This is a genomic window from Tepidibacter sp., assembly GCF_025210165.1.
Classification (GTDB): domain Bacteria; phylum Bacillota; class Clostridia; order Peptostreptococcales; family Peptostreptococcaceae; genus Tepidibacter_A.
The window spans coordinates 1-20376 of the sequence record NZ_JAOASI010000050.1; the positions used below are offsets into that span (position 1 = coordinate 1).

At 28.7% G+C, this 20376-nt stretch carries 17 protein-coding genes, 1 pseudogene and 1 riboswitch; of the genes and pseudogenes, 12 read left to right on the forward strand and 6 right to left on the reverse strand.

What is annotated here, in order from left to right; translation table 11 throughout:
- The 4 genes from N4A48_RS09040 to N4A48_RS09055 all read right to left on the reverse strand — a co-directional run.
- The coding region (locus N4A48_RS09040; RefSeq protein ID WP_330665092.1) for an HTH domain-containing protein at positions 1–176 on the reverse strand (176 nt) is incomplete at its 3' end.
- Between the two features lie 107 nt (positions 177–283).
- Positions 284–430 (reverse strand): hypothetical protein, encoded by a 147-nt coding sequence (locus N4A48_RS09045; protein WP_293665578.1) that lies wholly within the window; start codon positions 428–430, stop codon positions 284–286.
- Entirely contained in the window at positions 414–1016 is a 603-nt protein-coding gene (locus tag N4A48_RS09050) for an accessory gene regulator B family protein (protein WP_293665579.1), read from the reverse strand. The genes N4A48_RS09045 and N4A48_RS09050 overlap by 17 nt, the downstream gene beginning before the upstream one ends.
- Positions 1017–1079: 63 nt before the next feature.
- Complete coding sequence (locus N4A48_RS09055; protein ID WP_293665580.1) at positions 1080–2162, reverse strand: GerAB/ArcD/ProY family transporter; 1083 nt, start codon at positions 2160–2162, stop codon at positions 1080–1082.
- 147 nt (positions 2163–2309) lie between these two features.
- Here N4A48_RS09055 and N4A48_RS09060 point away from each other — a divergent pair, with 147 nt between their 5' ends.
- On the forward strand, positions 2310–2672 hold the full coding sequence (locus N4A48_RS09060; protein ID WP_293665581.1) for a DUF1304 domain-containing protein: 363 nt from the start codon (positions 2310–2312) through the stop codon (positions 2670–2672).
- Between the two features lie 380 nt (positions 2673–3052).
- Here the strand turns inward: N4A48_RS09060 and N4A48_RS09065 are convergent, their stop codons facing one another.
- On the reverse strand, positions 3053–3541 hold the full coding sequence (locus N4A48_RS09065; protein WP_293665582.1) for a hypothetical protein: 489 nt from the start codon (positions 3539–3541) through the stop codon (positions 3053–3055).
- Between the two features lie 537 nt (positions 3542–4078).
- A riboswitch (purine riboswitch) is annotated at positions 4079–4180 on the forward strand.
- 86 nt (positions 4181–4266) lie between these two features.
- Here N4A48_RS09065 and N4A48_RS09070 point away from each other — a divergent pair.
- From N4A48_RS09070 to N4A48_RS09120, 11 genes are all read left to right on the forward strand, one after another.
- Positions 4267–5616 (forward strand): NCS2 family permease, encoded by a 1350-nt coding sequence (locus N4A48_RS09070; RefSeq protein ID WP_293665583.1) that lies wholly within the window; start codon positions 4267–4269, stop codon positions 5614–5616.
- A gap of 113 nt (positions 5617–5729) precedes the next feature.
- On the forward strand, positions 5730–6206 hold the full coding sequence (purE, locus tag N4A48_RS09075) for a 5-(carboxyamino)imidazole ribonucleotide mutase (protein WP_293665584.1): 477 nt from the start codon (positions 5730–5732) through the stop codon (positions 6204–6206).
- 199 nt (positions 6207–6405) lie between these two features.
- Entirely contained in the window at positions 6406–7104 is a 699-nt protein-coding gene (gene purC / locus N4A48_RS09080; RefSeq protein WP_330665091.1) for a phosphoribosylaminoimidazolesuccinocarboxamide synthase, read from the forward strand.
- A gap of 111 nt (positions 7105–7215) precedes the next feature.
- The gene (purF, locus tag N4A48_RS09085) at positions 7216–8574 is read left to right on the forward strand and encodes an amidophosphoribosyltransferase (protein ID WP_293665586.1); all 1359 of its coding nucleotides are present in this window, start codon (positions 7216–7218) and stop codon (positions 8572–8574) included.
- A 1-nt stretch (position 8575) separates the two neighbouring features.
- On the forward strand, positions 8576–9604 hold the full coding sequence (gene purM, locus N4A48_RS09090; RefSeq protein ID WP_293665587.1) for a phosphoribosylformylglycinamidine cyclo-ligase: 1029 nt from the start codon (positions 8576–8578) through the stop codon (positions 9602–9604).
- On the forward strand, positions 9598–10188 hold the full coding sequence (gene purN, locus N4A48_RS09095) for a phosphoribosylglycinamide formyltransferase (RefSeq protein ID WP_293665588.1): 591 nt from the start codon (positions 9598–9600) through the stop codon (positions 10186–10188). The genes purM and purN overlap by 7 nt, the downstream gene beginning before the upstream one ends.
- A complete protein-coding gene (gene purH, locus N4A48_RS09100; RefSeq protein WP_293665589.1) occupies positions 10181–11713 on the forward strand; it encodes a bifunctional phosphoribosylaminoimidazolecarboxamide formyltransferase/IMP cyclohydrolase in 1533 nt (510 codons plus the stop codon). Before purN ends, purH begins: the two co-directional genes overlap by 8 nt.
- 22 nt (positions 11714–11735) lie before the next feature.
- Positions 11736–12989: a phosphoribosylamine--glycine ligase gene (gene purD, locus N4A48_RS09105; RefSeq protein WP_293665590.1), complete on the forward strand. Its 1254-nt coding sequence runs from the start codon at positions 11736–11738 to the stop codon at positions 12987–12989.
- Positions 12970–16758 carry a phosphoribosylformylglycinamidine synthase gene (locus tag N4A48_RS09110; protein ID WP_443081751.1) on the forward strand — a complete coding sequence of 1263 codons (3789 nt, stop codon included), beginning with the start codon at positions 12970–12972 and terminating at the stop codon, positions 16756–16758. The genes purD and N4A48_RS09110 overlap by 20 nt, the downstream gene beginning before the upstream one ends.
- Positions 16759–17117: 359 nt before the next feature.
- Complete coding sequence (locus N4A48_RS09115) at positions 17118–18716, forward strand: hypothetical protein (protein ID WP_293665593.1); 1599 nt, start codon at positions 17118–17120, stop codon at positions 18714–18716.
- Positions 18717–18817: 101 nt separating this feature from the next.
- Positions 18818–19606, forward strand: a complete 789-nt coding sequence (locus tag N4A48_RS09120) for a hypothetical protein (RefSeq protein WP_293665594.1) — start codon at positions 18818–18820, stop codon at positions 19604–19606.
- A 300-nt stretch (positions 19607–19906) separates the two neighbouring features.
- Here N4A48_RS09120 and N4A48_RS15045 read toward each other — a convergent pair.
- Positions 19907–20276: pseudogene (locus N4A48_RS15045) on the reverse strand (IS982 family transposase); the annotation flags it as partial.
- Positions 20277–20376: the final 100 nt, after the last annotated feature.

The window sequence follows — 20376 nt, forward strand, 5'->3', positions numbered from 1 at the left end:
ATATCAAATCGATATTCTTCGAATATATCTCTTGGAAATCTACCTTTTTCATACTCTGATATGAAAATACGCTTAAATTCATCAGTATAATTAATTCCTTTCATCCCAACTCTTTTTATATATTGGTTGCGAGAAAGTATTTTTATTTCTTTTTCTGTAAATATTTTATTACTCATTTTATCTTCCACCATTCGTCTTTTTTTCTATTATACATAAAAATACCCTATAGAATAGACTTTTTTTAGTGTCCACTCTATAGGGTACAGTATAGCTTTAAGCTGTTCTATTTTTTTAATAATGCTTTAGGAGCAGTAGGCTCTTCAAAAATTCCATGTGGGCAGAAAAAACTCATAGATGTATTTCCTAATAAAAAAGCACCACCAAACACCAATGAACATAATACAGATTTTAACTTATTTGAAATCTTCATAATTCTTATACCTCCTGTTAAACATTTTATATGTAGTAGGGTGTATAACTATACACTCTAATAATAAAACAAATAAAAATATATTAGATATTATTTGATTACTGTAAATCAAAGAAATAATAAGATATACGATTCCAGTTAAAATAGAAAGTAGTTTTTTTCTTTTTCTAGTTGATGGATTAAGTAATGGTCTTTGTTCTGTATCTGCTGGAGCGTATTTATATAGTGTATATAGCATTAATATAGATATAAATATTTTAATACTTGTAGAAAGTAATATTATTTTTGATATATAGATCATACTAAAAAAAGATATACAAGTGTAAAAAAGACACATTTTACCATTCTTCATATGTATTCCGTGAGCATTACCTCTTACAAATCCAAATAAAAAATAAATCAAAATACTGTACTTAAATATGCCTAAAAAGTAAGCAAGTCCTAAAAAGATAGGAAGTTTATAAAGATCCATTAAGAAAAGATTTAAACCATATTTAGCAATTTCTAAATCATCTTCAGATTTATTTTTAATATAAGGTTTCATAGAATCGAATATAGCATCTGTTGTTTTGTATATAAAACTCATAACTTAACACCTTTCTTTTATATAGTATAAATTATACCAGAAAAATACATAAAATTCAAATATTCATTTAATATGGGTTATATGTAATTCGCTACCAAACCATATAGTAACTGGAAGGATTACTTCGAATATAGATGAATAGAAAGGCCATATGTTATTAGCGAATTCAAATATTTCCATAGTATTATGGTTTTGAAAATAAGTTGCAACAATAATCATTAAGCCCATAGGAAAAACTATAAACTTATAATTAGTAAGATTAAAGACTTTTGCTAGGCCTTTACAACTAGCGAATAGAAAAATGCTTATTTTTGCAAATGCTCCTAATATTAAAACTATAGCAATTAAAACTTCGATTCTTTGGATAGTATTGAAAAAATTTATCCTTTCAGCAGCCAAATAAGTAGGATAATATGATAATGAAACTATATATTCTCCTAGAAGCAATAAATTTGTTAGAGCAATTGAGCACATTATGAATCCACCCATCAATAATCCATATAAGTAGACTTTGTAAGGGGATTTTTTGTTTTCCATATTATAAAAAATCATTGTAAATACATAAGTTTCAGCAAAAGGAAATGAAAAAACTGAAATAGCTCCACCTAGTATAGGCTTTAGCCCATTATTTAGAATAGGTAAAATATTATTTATATCCATTTTAGGAACCAACAAAATAAAAAGAACACCTAGTAAAAAAATTATTACTGGGAAAAAAAATTCTACCCAATCACTTATAATTACTATTCCTTGTTTTACTATAATGACACATAGAATAGTCATAAAAATTTTAGGAACTAATATCGGAGTTTCATCTAAAGAAACTGTATTAATAAATGAACCTATATTTTCTAAAATTAAAGAAGCATTATGTAAAGTAAACCATACATATAATAAGCAAATTATTTTTCCTATAAATTTTCCAAAGCAAATTTCAGCAATATCGAATAAATTATTTTTAGGAAATATAGAATGTAATCTAGCATAAATAAGAGTTATTGGGAATGCTAGTAGCATACCTAAAAGAATAGATAACCATGCATCTTTTTTAGCTTGAATACCCATTACCATTATTGAGGATGAACCTATCAATAGTATACTTATAAGATATATTGCTTGTTTATCAGAAACAACTTTTCTATTCATTAATATTTCTCCTCTAAAAGCATTATAGGTTTAGTATAAGCTAACTAATGTATTATTATGTAATTGATTAAGGAAATTGTAGATTTAAGCTAAGCATTAAGGGTATTATATAACAAGAATAGAATATATAATAAGGGAAGGTAAATTATGAGTATAATATCAAAGATATTTATTGGAATACTTGCTATTGAGCATTTGTATATTTTGTGGGTGGAGATGTTTGCATGGACAAGAAAAGGGCCTAAAATATTCAAGAAATTCTCAAAAGAATTATTTAACCAAACAAAAGAAATGGCATCAAATATGGGGTTGTATAATGGTTTTTTATCAGCAGGATTATTATGGAGTTTATTGATTACTGATCAAATATGGGCAAAGAATATTAGTATTTTTTTTGTTAGTTGTGTTATATTAGCAGGGTTTTATGGTGCTATTACAGCTGAGAAATCTATATTTGTAAAACAAGCTCTTCCAGCAATAATTACTATGATATTGATAATATTATTATGATTAAAACTAAATTTAAATATTTTAAGAAGAAAATAAAAAAGGTGTTTAAGCAAAACTAAGGCTTATTAAAATACCGTGAATGTATTAAATATTTCTAATAGAACTAAGCATTACTCCTTATTGAATATCCTAAAAGTTCTAAACTCCCTTTGGTCAGACAACGAACTTTCTTAACGGATATTCAAACGGTGTAATACAAGTTCTATAAAGAAATATTTAAATCATTCACTAATATTTGAATAAGCCTTAGTTTTAAGTATGATTCCAATTATAAGTTAGAAAGTCTATAGATAAATGTATAAATAAAAACTTAGCTAAGGTTTTATTATTACAATTTCACCCAAAATTAATACAATTATTCTAATATATAATACATGTATTTACATAGATTTTTGTTCTCTTATAAATTTTAACCTACCTATACTTATAATTATAGAATAGATAAAGCTAAATAAATATGGTCTGATATCATTAAAAAGCTGAATTTCTGGATGAATTTTCAAATCCCATATTATAAAGATAATAATTTCTAAGGTAAAAAATCCTAAATGATAAAGGACTTTGTCTTTAAGGATTTTTTTAATTAAGATAGATTTTAAATATATAAACTCTAAGGCACAATAAATTATCCCAAGTACTATAACAAGTAATAATGGAAATAAAAAATTATGTAATGGGTACGCTAAAAGGTTACCAGTATCGAGAAATTGATGAAATCCAATGTTTAGAAGAATATAATTGAAAATAAAAAATCCTAGTCTTTTTAAATAAAAAGATTTGATATGATTTTCTTCTAATTCTAATATAGTATTATTTGTATAAAGTATAATTGATAAATTGCTAAATATTAGTTTAGAATTTATTTTCATATATATTATATCCTTTTCTTTTTCTTTTTAAAAATATCTTTCCAAAATATAAATTTAAAAGTATTAATAGGAGGAGATTCTAATAAAAGAATAAATCCCATAATTATCATAGGAATAGAAATGATTATCCAAAATGGTAATGCAAAAATATAAAATAATACATTAAGAAGAGTAATGTTATTTTTTTTAGGTATCATAAATATCATCTCCATAATTTTCTTTTCTAATTAAAAAGTTTTTAACAATATTAAAACACAGGAAGAATGAAAAAATAATAGATATACACTAAAATATAACATCTGTAGGATTAAATGTAAATACTGATGAGTGATTAAGCAAAATCAAAGCTTATTAAAATACCTTGAATATATATAAATATCTGTAGTTTTTGTAAAAGATAAGAGGCAAATCTTGTTTTGGAATGAAAATAGTAATTGAATGTTCGCTTTATTGCGTACGTTCATAATTTGCTAATAAAAAATACATGAAAAACTATTGACTATTAACGAACAATAATTTATTATTAAATCATAAGATAACTTAATAGCCGAACTTTCTTATATAATCTCCGTAATATGGTCGGGGAGTTTCTACGGAATAGCCTTAAACATTCCAGCTATAAGAAAAGCTTTATATTCCACTAAATTTAGCTAGTTTAAAGCTTTTCTTATTATAATTGTAAGAATTGTTTGAGCTAGTTTTATTAAATTTAAGGAGGAATATGAATGCAATTAGCACAAAAAGAAGTTGAGTCTACTCAGCAACCAAAAGGTATGCTAGATAAAATATTTAAGCTTTCAGAACATGGGACTACTGTTAAAAAGGAAGTTCTTGCAGGTATGACAACCTTTATGACTATGGCATATATATTAGTAGTAAATCCAATGATACTAGGAGATGCGGGTATGGATAAGGGTGCGGTATTTATGGCAACAGCACTTGCATCTGTAATAGCAACCTTTGTTATGGCATTTTTAGCTAACTATCCAATTGCACTTGCACCAGGTATGGGTCTTAATGCATTCTTTGCAAATGGAGTTGTTTTAGGAATGGGATATTCATGGCAATTTGCTTTAGCTGCTGTATTTATAGAAGGTATTATATTCATACTACTTACATTCTTCAACGTTCGTGAAAAAATAATAAATGCAATTCCTCAAACTTTAAAAAATGCAGTTACAGCAGGTATTGGATTGTTTATAGCTTTTATAGGACTTGCAGCTATTGGATTTGTAGAAGCTGGAGGAGCAATATTAACTCTTGGAAATCTTAAAAATCCATTAGCACTACTTGCAATGTTTGGAATTATACTTACATCTGTTTTAATTAGTAAAAATGTTAAGGGAGCTTTTTTAATAGGAATGACAGTTACATCAGTAATAGGAATGGCTACTGGAATAGTAGTTTCCCCTAATAAAGTAATAGATGCACCACCATCTTTATCTCCAATATTTATGGCTTTTAGACATATACCATCATCTGAGATATTCAGTATAGATATGGTAGTAGTGGTATTCACGTTCTTATTTGTTGATTTATTTGATACTATAGGATGTTTAGTTGGTCTTGCTAGTAAGGCTGATATGTTAGATGAAAATGGAAATCTTCCAAGAGCAAAGCAAGCATTATTTGCAGATGCTGTAGGAACAACAGCTGGAGCTATGCTTGGAACTTCTACTGTTACAGTATTTGTTGAGAGTGCGTCTGGTATAGCAGAAGGTGGAAGAACAGGCCTTACTTCTTTTACAACAGGAGTATTATTCTTAGTATCAACTTTATTTGCACCTGTATTTACATCAATACCACCGCAAGCAACAGCACCTGTATTGATACTTGTAGGGGTTATGATGGCATCATCACTTCTCAAGATAGACTTTAATGATTTCACAGAAGCAATACCAGCATTTTTAGCAGTTATAATGATGCCTCTTACGTATAGTATAGCTGAAGGACTTGTATTCGGAATTGTTTCATATACTGCAATCAAGCTTTTAACTGGTAAAAAACACGAGATTCAACCTACTCTATATATTCTATCTTTATTGTTTATATTAAAGTACGGATTTGCTGGTTAAATCAAATAATAGCCCTAATTTATAGAAATTTCTATATAGGGGGCTATTTTTATACCTATTTTAGGACAAAATGGGACTTATAAGATAAAATAAAATATATGGGAGGGCATATTATGAAGGTAGCTATTATAATGGGTTCAAAGTCAGATTACCCTAAGTTAGAAGACGGGGTAAATTTATTAAAAAGATTTGGAATAGAAGTTGAAAAGAGAGTTTTATCAGCTCATAGAACACCTAATGAATTGATGGAATTTATGAAAAATATAGATGATGTAGATGTGATAATAGCGGCTGCTGGAAAGGCAGCACACTTAGCTGGAGTTGTAGCATCTCATACTTTAAAGCCTGTAATAGGAATTCCGATTAAGTCTTCAACATTAGATGGTTTAGACTCTTTACTTTCTATGGTTCAAATGCCAAAGGGTATTCCAGTTGCAACTGTAACTATAGATTCTTCTTTAAATGCATCACTTCTTGCAGCTCAGATAATGAGTCTAAAATATGAAAAACTTAAAAATGAGCTTGAAGGTTATAGAAAAGAGATGGCTAGGAAAGTATTAGAAGATGATGAGGTTGTAAGAAATTTATAATAAAGTTAGTACATTTGTGCCTAGGCAAAAAATGAGAATAATTGAAATACCGCTACTTAATTAATCTTTTAATACAACTAAAGATTGTATAGTAAAAGATTAATCAAAAAGTAGCTAACATTAAAATTATTCTCATTTTTAAGAATAATTGATACAAGATGAAACTAATTTATGATAAATATTTTAAGGAGTGAATAATATGGAAATGCTTTATGAGGGAAAGGCTAAGAAGATTTTTAAAACTGATAATGAGGGTGAGTATTTAGTTTATTATAAAGATGATGCTACTGCATTTAATGGAGTTAAGAAGGATGAGATAGATGAAAAGGGAATTATAAATAATAAGATATCTTCTTATGTTTTTGAACTTTTAGAAAGCAATGATATAAAGACTCATTATATAAATAGAACTTCTGACAGAGATATGATAGTTAAAGCTGTAGAGATAGTTCCTCTTGAGGTTATAGTTAGAAATGTATCAGCAGGATCTATGTGTAAAAGATTTGGAATAAATGAAGGTATAGAGTTTGAACCTCCTGTATTTGAGTTCTCATATAAAAATGATGATTTAGGAGACCCTTTAATGAATGATTATCATGCTATAGCTTTAAAACTTGCTACAAAAGAAGAATTAGATTATATAAGAAATCAAGCTTTTAAGATAAATGAAATATTAAAGAAATTTTTCAAAAAACTAGACTTAAGGTTGATAGATTTTAAATTAGAGTTTGGAAAAACTAAAGATAATCAGATAGTACTTGCTGATGAGGTATCTCCTGATACTTGTAGACTATGGGATATAAATACTAATGAAAAGATGGATAAGGATAGATTTAGAAGAGATTTACCAAATATAATAGAGGCTTATAAAGAGGTTCTCAGTAGAATTGAGTTATAATTAGTAAAAATGAGAATAATTGAAATCTCGGTACTTAATGAAAAGTAGCTAACATTTAAATTATTCTCATTTTTAAAACTAATCAGTACAATAAGGAAGGTGGGGATAAATGTGTGCGGAATTATAGGTATTAGCTCAGATAAAGATATATCTAAGGAACTTTACTATGGGCTTTATTCCCTACAGCATAGGGGTCAAGAGAGTTGTGGTATAGCTGTTTTGAATGAAGATAATAATATAAATTATCATAGAGGAATGGGTCTTGTATCGGACGTTTTAAAAGAGAAAGAGCTGAGTAATTTAAAGGGACATACAGGGATAGGTCATGTTAGATATTCAACTTCTGGGGGAAGTCATTTATCTAATTGCCAACCTCTTGCTGGAGTTTGTAGAAGAAAGAAGCTATCTATAGCTCATAATGGAAATCTAGTAAATCATGATTATTTAAGACAAACTCTAGAAGAAGAAGGGTTTATGTTTCAAACGTCTATAGATTCTGAGGTTATACTATATATATTATCTAGGTACTATAAAGGTAGTATTATAGATAGTGTGAAAATTGCTATGGATTATATAAAAGGAGCATATTCTCTAGTAATACTTAGTGAAGAAGGTCTTGTAGCAGTTAGAGATCCTCACGGATTTAGACCTTTAGTTCTAGGTAAAAAAGGTGATAAGTATATAGTCTCATCAGAAAGTTGTTCTATAGAGATACTTGGAGGAGAAGTTATAAGAGATATAGAGCCAGGGGAGATAGTTCTTATAAATAATGGAGAGGTTAAATCTTATAATTATAGAGATAACTATAAGGAAAAGCAAAAAACTTGTATATTTGAACATGTGTATTTTGCTAGAAATGATGCAATAATAGATAAAGTTAATGCTTATGAATTTAGAGTAAAATCAGGTCAAATACTTGCACAAGAAGATGATATAGAGGCTGATATAGTAATACCTGTTCCGGATTCAGGGATACCAGGAGCATTAGGATATAATAAAGAGAGTAAAATACCTTTAAAAGAGGGATTAGTTAAGAATAGATATGTTGGAAGAACATTTATAAAGCCTACTCAAAGCGAAAGAGAAATAGGGGTAAAATTAAAGCTTAATCCTCTAACTTCTGTAGTTAAAGGAAAATCTATAGTATTGATTGATGATTCTATAGTTAGAGGAACAACATCAAAAATACTTATAGATTCACTTAAAAAAGCTGGGGCAAAAGAGGTACACCTTAGAATAACATCTCCTCCAGTTAAATATTCTTGCTATTTTGGGATAGACACACCAAAAAGAAGCCAGTTAATAGCATCTAAAAATTCTGTAGAGGATATAAGGAAAGAAATAGGTGCAGATTCTTTAAAATTTTTATCTACAGATGCACTTATGAAAGCAGCAGATTTTAAGAATATATTCTGTATGGCTTGCTTTAATGGCAATTATCCAATAAAGCCTATGGTTGAGGAGGATTAGTATGGAAAAAATAACTTATAGAGATAGTGGAGTTAATATAGATGAAGGAAATAAGGCTGTAGATATTATAAAGGAAAAAGTTAAGTCAACTTATAATAAAAATGTTTTAGGAGATTTAGGAAGCTTTAGTGGTTTATACAGTATAAAGGATTGCTTGAATATGAAGGAGCCAGTTTTATTATCTTCTACAGATGGGGTAGGTACTAAGCTTAAGATTGCTCAAATGATGGATAAGCATGATAGTGTAGGAATAGATTTAGTGGCAATGTGTGTAAATGACCTTATATGTCAGGGAGCAAAGCCTCTGTTCTTCTTAGATTATATAGCTACAGGAAGCCTTAAATCAAACCAAGTAGAAGATATAGTTTCAGGTATTGTACAAGGATGTAAAAATTCAGGATGTGCACTTATAGGTGGAGAAACAGCAGAAATGCCTGGAATGTACAATGATGATGAGTATGATTTAGCTGGATTCTCAGTTGGCATATGCGATAAAGAAAATATAATAACTGGAGAAAATGTTAAAGAGGGTGATGTTCTTATAGGTATATCATCTAGCGGAATACATAGTAATGGATTCTCTCTTATAAGAAAAATATTCTTAGACAATTTAAATTGGAAACTTGATAAATATGTAGATGAACTTAAAAAGACATTAGGAGAAGAATTGTTAACCCCTACTAAAATATATGTAAATATAGTAATGGACTTAATAGCTAAATATAATATAAAAGCTATAGCTCATATAACTGGTGGCGGATTAATAGAGAATATCACAAGGGTTATACCAGATAAATTAGGACTAAGTATAAATAAAAATTCATGGAGAGAACTAGATATATATTCTCTTATAAAAAAGTTAGACTTAGTTGATGAGAGAGAACTATATAGAAGCTTTAATATGGGAGTAGGACTTGTAATAATAGTTGATAAAAATGAAGCTGAAGAAATCGTTGATTTTATAAATAAAAATGAAGAAGCTTATATAATCGGTGAAGTAACTAGTAATAGTGGGGTCACATTATGTTAAACATAGCAGTTATGATATCGGGTTCTGGAAGTAATCTTCAGAGCTTAATAGATGGTTGTAAAAATGATATAAATGGGAATATAAAGATGGTTATATCAAGTAATAAAGAGGCTTATGGATTAACAAGAGCTAGAGAAAATAACATAAAAAATGTATATGAAAAAGATGAAAAAAAAATAATAGAAATATTAAAGCAGGAAAATATAGATTTAGTAGTTTTAGCTGGATATTTAAAAATAATAAGTAAAGAATTTGTAAGTGAGTTCAAAAATAAGATAATAAACATACATCCATCTTTGATACCTTCATTTTGTGGAAAAGGGTATTATGGAAAGATTGTTCATCAAAAGGTTCTTGAATACGGTGCTAAAATAACTGGAGCTACAGTACATTTTGTAGATGAGATAGCAGATAATGGACCTATTATAATCCAAGAAGCTGTAGAGGTTAAAGATTTTGATACTGTAGATACTCTTCAAAAAAGAGTGCTTCATGTGGAACATAAGATAATTAAGAACGCAGTTAAGTTATTTTGTGATGAAAAACTTGAAATTAGGGGAAGGAGAGTTGTTATAAATGAATAAAAGAGCGTTAATAAGCGTTACTAATAAAGAGGGAATAGTTGATTTTGGAATAAAACTTGTAGAACTTGGATATGAAATAGTATCAACAGGAAATACTTATAAAATACTAACAGAGTCTGGTGTTGATGCAATTAAAATAGATGAAGTAACAAATTTTCCAGAAATATTAAATGGAAGAGTAAAAACTTTAAACCCATATATACATGGTGGAATATTGTTTGAAAGAGATAAGTCTGAACATGTAGATACTATAAAAAAACATAATATAACTCCTATAAATATTGTTGTAGTTAACTTATATGATTTCGAGGGATCTTTAAAAAAAGATGAAGACCATGCTAAAATGATAGAGAACATAGACATAGGAGGTCCTACTATTATAAGAGCAGCATCTAAAAATTATAAAGATGTAACTGTAATAGTTGACCCTAATGATTACGATATTATAATAGATAAAATCAAAAACAATTCTCTATCTATACAAGATAGACTAAACCTTGCCTTTAAAGCTTTTTCTATAACAGCTCGTTATGACTCATTAATCTCAACTTATTTTGCAAACAGCTTGGGAGAAAAATATCCTCAATATTTAAATTTAACCTTTGAAAAGCAGTATGAGCTTAGATATGGAGAAAATCCACATCAAAAAGCCTGTTATTATAAAGATAGTTTTAGTCAAAATAGTATATTAGATTTTGAAAAATTGCACGGTAAAGAATTATCTTTTAACAATATAAATGATTTAAATGGATGCCTTAATATAATGGGTGAATTTAAAGATGAGGATTATATAACAGCAGTTGCCATAAAACATACTAATCCATGTGGAGTAGCTATTGGGAAAAATTCATATGAAGCATTCAAAAAATGTTATGAATCAGATTCTGTATCTATATTCGGAGGAATAGTAGGTATAAATTCTACTGTTGATGAAGATACAGCTAAGTTGTTAAATGATATATTCTTAGAGATAATTGTAGCATATGACTACACAGATAAGGCACTTGAAATACTAACTCAAAAGAAGAATGTTAGAATACTTAAAATAGATGACTTAAATAAAAGTGGTAGAGGGTATGACTTTAAATATTTAGATGGAAAACTTTTAGCACAAGATGAGGATGATAAATTACTTGATAAATTTGAAGTTGTAACTAATAATAAGCCAAATGATAAAGAAATAGAAGATATGAAATTTGGAATGAAGATAGTTAAGAATATGAAGTCAAATGCAGTTGCTATAGTTAAGGATGGAAAAACTATTGCACTAGGACCGGGACAAACTAGTAGGATATGGGCACTTGAAAATAGTATACATAATAACTGTGACAAGGACTTTAAAGGTGCTACACTTGCATCAGATGCATTCTTCCCGTTTGATGATTGTGTAAGACTTGCTGCAAAATACGGTATCAAAAATATAATTCAGCCTGGAGGATCACTTAAGGATATAGACTCTATAAAGGCTTGTGATGAGTTAGGGATATCTATGGTGTTTACAGGAGTTAGACACTTTAAACATTAAAATTAAGGTACGGGGTGATTTTATGAGAGTTTTAGTAGTTGGAAGTGGAGGTCGTGAGCACGCTATTTGTTATAAGTTATCAAGTGAGGATAAGGTCGACAAGATATATTGTGCTCCTGGAAATGCTGGAATATCTGAAATCGCTGAAACTGTTGATATTAAGAATAGCGATATAGATTCTTTAGTTAAATTTGTAAAGGAAAAAGATATAGATATTACAATAGTAGGACCTGAGATTCCACTTGTAATGGGAATAGTTGATGAGTTTGAAAAAAATAATTTAAAGATATTCGGACCTAATAAAGCGTGTGCACTTCTTGAGGGAAGTAAGAGTTACTCTAAGGAGTTTATGATAAGACACAATATACCTACGGCTAGATATAAGGAATTTGATAATTTAGATAAAGCTATAGAAAATGTCGGTATATACAAATATCCTGTTGTAGTTAAGGCTGATGGTCTTGCTGCTGGAAAAGGTGTAATAATAGCTAACTGTGAAAATGAAGCAGTTAATAGCTTAAAGGATATGATGAAAAATAAGAAATTTGGAACATCTGGTGAGAAGGTAATAATAGAAGAGTTCTTGAGTGGAATAGAGACATCTATATTAACTTTTGTAGACAATGAAACTATAGTGCCTATGGTAAGTGCAAAGGACCATAAGAAAGTATTTGATTTTGAAGAAGGTCCAAATACTGGAGGAATGGGAGCATTTTCACCAAGTAATATATATAATGAAAAGTTAAAAATAGATATAGAAGAAAAAATATTAAAGCCTATAATACAAGGACTTAAAAAGGATAATTTGAAATACAAAGGTATACTTTTCATAGGACTTATGATAACAAATGATGGACCGAAGGTTTTAGAGTTTAATGTTAGATTTGGAGATCCTGAAACACAGGTAGTTCTTACAAGACTTGAAAGTAGCTTGATAGATATAATAGAGAGTATATTAGATAATAGATTAAGTGATATTCATATAAAATGGAGCGATAAGAAAACTGTCTGTGTAATGCTAACGTCTGGTGGATATCCTAATAATTACGAAAAAGAAAAAGTTATAAACATAGGTGACTTAGACGAGGATATAATTTTATTTCATAGTGGTACTAAAAGAGAAAAAGACCTTCTATTAACAAATGGAGGAAGAGTTATAGGGGTAAGTGCAAAGGCAGATACTTTAAAGGAAGCTACAAGAAAAGTATATACAAACATAGGTAAGATATATTTTGATAGAATGCATTATAGAAAAGATATTGGGGAGGGTGAATAACTTGTCTAATATAAGAAGATTATTCGTAGAGAAAAAATATGGATTTGATGTAGAAGCTAAGAAATTATTTAGAGATATAAAAGTTAACTTAGGAATAAAAAACATAGACAATATCAGAGTATTAAATAGATACGATATAGAGAATATATCAGAAGATGTATATGAAAAGTCTGTTAAAAGTATATTCTCTGAGCCCAACATAGATAATGTATATCATGAGAATATAAAGATTGGTGATAATTCAAAGATATTTGCTGTAGAATATCTTCCTGGACAGTATGACCAAAGAGCTGATTGGGCTGTTCAATGTATAGAAATATTAACTCAAAATACTAGACCCTTAGTTAACTTTGCCAGAGTCATAGTAATAGAGGGAAAAGTTGATGATACTCAGTTTAGCAATATAAAAAAATATCTTATAAACCCTGTAGATTCTAGGGAAGCTAGATTAGACAAGCCAGAAAATTTAGTTACAGAAATAGATTATGTACATGAGGTTGAGGTTTTAAAGGGATTTATAGACATGGATAAGAGTAATTTAAAAGACTTTATAAAAGACAGAGGCCTTGCAATGCTATATGAGGATTTAGTGTTGATACAAGATTATTTTAAAAACACTGAGAAGAGAAATCCAACTATAACTGAGATAAAGATAATAGATACTTATTGGTCAGATCACTGTAGACATACTACTTTTTTAACGAAGGTAGAAAGTGTAGAAATAGAAGATGGTAAGTATTCAGATATAATAAATAAGACTTATAATGAGTATAAAGAATCTAGAAGTTATGTATATGAGTCAAGACAAAAAGATATAACTCTTATGGATATAGCAACTATATCTATGAAGGAGCTTAGAAAAAAAGGACTTCTTGAAGATTTAGACTTATCTGAAGAGATAAATGCATGTAGTATAAATGTAGATGTAGAAATAGATGGAAGAATAGAAAAGTATTTAGTGATGTTTAAGAATGAAACACACAATCACCCTACTGAAATAGAGCCATTTGGAGGAGCTGCTACTTGTCTTGGAGGAGCTATAAGAGATCCTTTATCAGGAAGAAGTTATGTATATCAAGCTATGCGTATAAGTGGATGTGCAAATCCTCTTCAAGATATAAGTGATACTCTTGATGGTAAGTTACCTCAAATTAAGATAACTAAGGAAGCTGCACATGGATACAGTTCTTATGGAAATCAAATAGGTGTAGCAACAGGTTTTGTTGATGAAGTTTATGATGATGATTTTGTTGCAAAGAGAATGGAAGTTGGAGCTGTTATTGCTGCAACACCAAAGGATGAGGTAATAAGAAAAACTCCACAGGCTTCAGATGTAGTTGTACTAGTTGGTGGAAGAACTGGAAAAGATGGATGTGGAGGAGCTACAGGTTCATCTAAGGAGCACAGCGAAGAATCTATATCTACTTGTTCTGCTGAGGTACAAAAGGGAAATGCTCCAACTGAAAGAAAGATACAAAGGTTATTTAGAAATAAAAAAGTAAGCTCTATGATAAAAAGATGTAATGATTTTGGTGCAGGTGGAGTATGTGTTGCTATAGGAGAGCTATCAGATGGTATAGATATAGATATTAATAAGGTACCTAAGAAATATGAAGGTCTTGATGGAACTGAGATAGCCATATCTGAATCTCAAGAGAGAATGGCCGTTGTTATAGATAAAGAAAATTTAGATGAGTTTATAAAATATGCAAATGAAGAAAATGTTGAAGCTACTCATGTTGCAACTGTAACAGATACAAATAGAGTAAGAATGAGTTGGAATGAAAAATTAATAGTAGATATAAGTAGAGATTTCTTAAATACTAATGGAGCTAAACAATACACAGATGTATTAATAAAATCCACAGATGAAGATACTAATTATTTTGAAAATACAGAAATACTTGGGGATAACTTGGAAGATAAGTGGATAAATAAATTAGAAGATTTAAATGTATGTTCTAAAAGAGGACTAATAGAGATGTTTGATACATCTATAGGGGCTGGAACTGTGCTTATGCCTCTAGGCGGTAAGTATCAATCAACTCCTGCTGAGGCTATGGTTTGTAAGATACCTGTTCTAAAAGGAAGTACACCTACTGCTACTGCTATGGCATATGGATACAATCCTAAAATAGGAAAATGGAGTCCATTTCATGGTTCTATATATGCATTAGTTGAATCTATATGTAAGATAGTATCTGTTGGCGGAGATTATAGTAATATAAGACTAACATTACAAGAATACTTTGAAAAAATAGGAAAGAATAAAGAAAAATGGGGAAAACCATTTAGTGCTTTACTTGGAGCATACTTAGTTCAAAAAGAACTAAACATACCTGCTATAGGTGGTAAGGATAGTATGTCTGGAACCTTTGAAAATATAAATGTACCTCCTACATTAATATCCTTTGCTGTAGATGTTGTGGATTCAAACTACGTTATATCCCCAGAATTTAAAAGATCAAATTCTAAAGTAGTATTATTATCCACAAGAAAAGATGATAATTATATTGTAGATTTCGACTGCTTAAAATCTAACTTAGATACTATAACAAAAAATATAAGAAGCAAAAATATAATATCAGCTTATCCTATAAAGGGTGGAGGAATATGTGAAGCTGTAAGTAAGATGTCATTTGGAAATAAAATAGGATTTAAGTTTAAGGATGAAATAAATAATAAAGATTTATTTTCACCTGACTATGGAAGCTTCGTTCTTGAAATTGAAGATAAAGTCGATATAAATGAGATATTTAAAAACTGTTATTATAAAATACTTGGAACTACTATAGAAGATGAAGTTATACAAGTAAATAAAATAAAAATAGATTTGGATAAAATGCATAGTGCTTGGAGGAATACACTAGAAAAAGTATTCCCAACTGAAACTACTAATATAAATCAAAAGATAGAGAATATACATTATGAAAAATTAAATATAATAAAACCTATAACTAGTATATCAAAGCCTAAGGTATTAGTTCCAGTATTCCCTGGAACTAACTGTGAATATGACTGCATTAAAGCGTTTGAAAGAGTAGGCGGAGATTGCTATACTAGTATATTCAAAAACTTAAAATCACAAGATATACAAGATAGTATAGAGGATTTTGTTAAGAAAATAAATCAATCTCAAATAATAATGCTGCCAGGTGGATTTAGTGCAGGAGATGAGCCAGACGGGTCTGCCAAATTTATAGTAAATGTACTAAAGAGCCCTAGAATAAAAGAAGCTATTATGGAGCTTTTAAATAATAGAGATGGATTAATGCTAGGTATCTGTAATGGATTCCAGGCACTTATAAAGCTTGGACTACTTCCTTACGGAGATATAAGGGATATTGATGAAAATGATCCAACACTTACTTACAATAATATAGCTAGACATCAATCTAAGGCTGTAAAAACTAAGATAGTATCAAATCTATCTCCGTGGATGTCTAATGTAGAGGTTGGAGATATACATTCTATACCTATATCACATGGAGAAGGTAGATTTGTATGTAACGAAAAAATGATAAAAGAGCTTATAAAAAATGGACAGATAGCTACACAGTATGTAGACAATAATGAAAATGCAACATATGATATAGACTTTAATCCAAATGGTTCATTCTACGGGGTTGAAGGAATAACTAGTCCTGATGGTAGGATATTAGGGAAGATGGGACATTCTGAGAGAGTTGGAGAGAATGTTCTTAAGAATATATATGGAGATAAGGATCAGAGATTGTTTAAATCTGGAATAGAGTATTTTAAATTATAAATCAATAACTAAAATTAAAGTAGTTACTTAAATTTCACAAAAATGAGATTTAGGTAGCTACTTTTTGACTTTATGTGAGGTATAGCAAAAAACTATATATAAATACAGTGAATACAGCGATATTTTGAATACAAACCTCCCTATGGTCAGAAGTGTAGACAATCCATAATTCTAAGATCTATTGACTAAAATTAGCTGGTTTTAAGGGCAGATACGCAAGGTTTTTAACGAAGTGTTAAAATTTCAGAACAGGTAATAAGTATTAAAAAATGAAAATTATATATAAAAATGTAAAGTAATGGGTAAAAATAACGATATAAATTAATGAAGTTGAAAATATATTGAATTAATAGGAGGTAATGTATCTGAAAAGATATGCAGCATTTTTATTAACGATAGCTTTATTCTTATCATCTATGACGATAAGTTTAGCTATATCAGACGAGAAGAAAATGGTATATTATACAACACCGAATGTAGCAGAAGTAGTTGGTGAAAAGGAAGAAGTAGTTACTGAAAAGAACGAAGAGACAAGTATAATAGAAAATAATAAATTAAGAGCAACAATCAAAATGGATTATGAAGGAAAATCATTTTTATATAATCAAGGAGAAACTAACAAAAATACAGATAAAGAAATATATAAAACAACAAAAATAACTTGGACATCAAGTTTAGCACAAAAAGATAATATAGTAGAAGAAGAATGGATAAATAAAAAAGAAACTTATGATTTGTATGGAGAACAAATAGTAAAACTAAGAGTTAAAGACAATTCAGGAAAATGGTCTGAATGGACTGAAGTGAGATTCAATATAACAAATAGAGCTCCAGTTGCTCAACTTAAGTATATGATATTAAATCCTGAAAGCACAACAGATGGAAAAATAACAACTGATACTCAGATTTCGTGGCTTTGGTTATATAAAAATCAGAGTTTTGTTTATGATCCTGATGGAGATGAAATTACTAATATAGATGTTAGTGGAATCAATGAAGATGATATTATACAAACATTAGATGGTGGAACAGAATTTCAAGGTTTTGCAACTCAGTTCAAATCACCTGGAAGATATACATTAGGATTTAAAATTCAAGATAAGCAAGGTTTATGGTCAAATGTTTGGAGTATTAATATTGAAGTTGAATCCTCTGTACCTAAAAAAGAAATTACTATTTCAAACGTGAAATCTGAAGAAACTCCAAATGGAACATTTAAATTTGCTTATGCATCAAAGTATCCTAATATTGTACTTAGCAAATTTATGCCATCGGGAATCAATAATTATCTAGATTATTATGTTCAGACAAATGAATATTCAAGTGATAGATCTGGTTCAATACTTGAAACAAGATGGATTAATGAGGAAAAATCTCGTGAAAAAGTTAGAGAAACAGTAGCTATAGCTCCTCAAGTAGGACCTAAATTTAACTACCAAACATATACTTTATTTCCTAGTAAGTGGGATGCTGTAAAGGTAACTGGGCAAAAGGAGCTGGAAATTGTAAAACCACTTGTCAAAGGTGGCTTTACAATAGAAGGAACAGCCACTCCACAAGGAAAAACTGTTACAGCAACATTATTTTATAGAGGTAATAGATTAAATGATGTAAATGTACTAACAGATAAAGATGGAAATTATAAGTTTACAATTGATATATCTGGAATAAAAGGTAAAAATACAAAATATATTTATCTGAGTGGTTATGATACCTACTATTATGATGAATTAGATGTTCATATAAGTTGTGAAGGACAAGAACAAACAAAAACTGTATTAATGGAAACTGATGTTACAAAAGGATTGCATATTATTGGTGGAGATTTGATTAGAAAACCAGGATATTCACAAAATCTAGGACAAACAAGACCTTATGATTATTGGACTTCATATTTACATTGGAAATATTGTCAAAAATATGGACATTTAAGTTTTAATCCTATGGGTTGGTATTAATTATATATAAAGGTTACTATTTTTTAATAATATCAAATTAACTGCTCATCAGGTAAGCTGATGGTCAATTAAGCGATTTTTAAAGTTATAGGAGGAATTTTATGTATATCAAATTTGCTCAAAATAACAATTTTTTATTTTATAATAAGTTTCAAAATAAGAAAAGTAATACTTTGAAAAATAACAAAGAACCTATTAATAAAATTAAAGATCAAGAATTAAAGACTAAAATACATTTACTAAAAAAAATAAAAATAACTACTGAAGAAAAAAGTGTTAATATGGTTAATGATTTATTGAAAGATGAAATACGATTTTTAGATGAAATAGGGCAACTTGTAGAAAGAGCAAAAAAAGCATTTGCAGATTATATAAATCCTGCAAGTGTAGATAAAACAAAAATAGATAAACATACTTCTCAAAAAGAACTAAAAGATGGTAAGGTTTGTGAAACTAATAAAGCAGTATATTCAATATCAGATTCAGAAAAAGGGAGAGAATTAATATTTGAATCTGCAATAAAAACATTGTTTAATATGGTTGAGTTATATTCAGGTATTACAGATGGGATGGCTAAATATTATAAAAATAATAATAGTATGGTACAAGGTAAAATAGAAGAAGTATTGAAAAATACAAATAATGATGAATCATTATTTGATATTGGATATAAAGCATTAGGATTGGAAGATTTAGAGAATTTAGATTTAACAAAGCCAGATGATCTAATGAAAAAGTTTGATAATTCTTTAGAGTTAATAAAGGAAAAAAGAAACAGAGTGCAGGGAGCTTATTCGTATTTGAATAATACTTATTCTAGTATATTAAATTCAAATAAAAATAAGTTCTTAATCAATAATCAATCTAAGTATATAAATGAAACACTATAAAATGCAAATTCAAAATTTTAGGTTATATAGAGTGTATATTAAGTAGTTAGTTAAATTTCACACAAATGAAATTTAGGTAGCTACTTTTTTTATGATTAATCTATTGTGCTAGTTGAAATTAATTTACTTAATATGGTAAATTGATTTCAACAAAAAAATATCCTCTTAACTTCAAACGTATGGTTATATTATCCAAATGATAAAGACTTAATTCTTGATATATCTTCATCTTTTCCAAGTAATTTATTTATAAAGAATGATATATTATGAGAAAGAATTTTTATCTTGATTCTAGTAATAAACAATCCTTATATTACTTGAATACCTAGACATAAAGTGAGATAGATGTACTCTAATATTATCTATTACAGAGTGTAAATTTCTCTTTGTTCTATTAAACCTACTTCTATCGCCTAAATTAGGAAATAGGTTAGAAAACTCTCTTTTTAAAAGGCCGAAAAATGATTTTTCTGAGTCTATTGTTAGCAATTCTCCAATGATGCTTATAGTATTCACTATCTGAAAGTTTACTATCTTTAATATTTCGTCTATTTTTAATTGATATAGGTGTAGTTTCATTGTATATGTCATCAATAATTACAAAAACAGTTGTAAATAAATCGGTTAAATTTTCGATATTTTGGATAGAATAGTTATTAAGCTCCAACATACTGAAAGCCTCCTTTATAAAAGTTTTTTTGATTAACTTTAGGTTTTCATATTTGTTGGAGTTTTATTATTTGAAAAATTTAACTAGCACAACGGGTTAA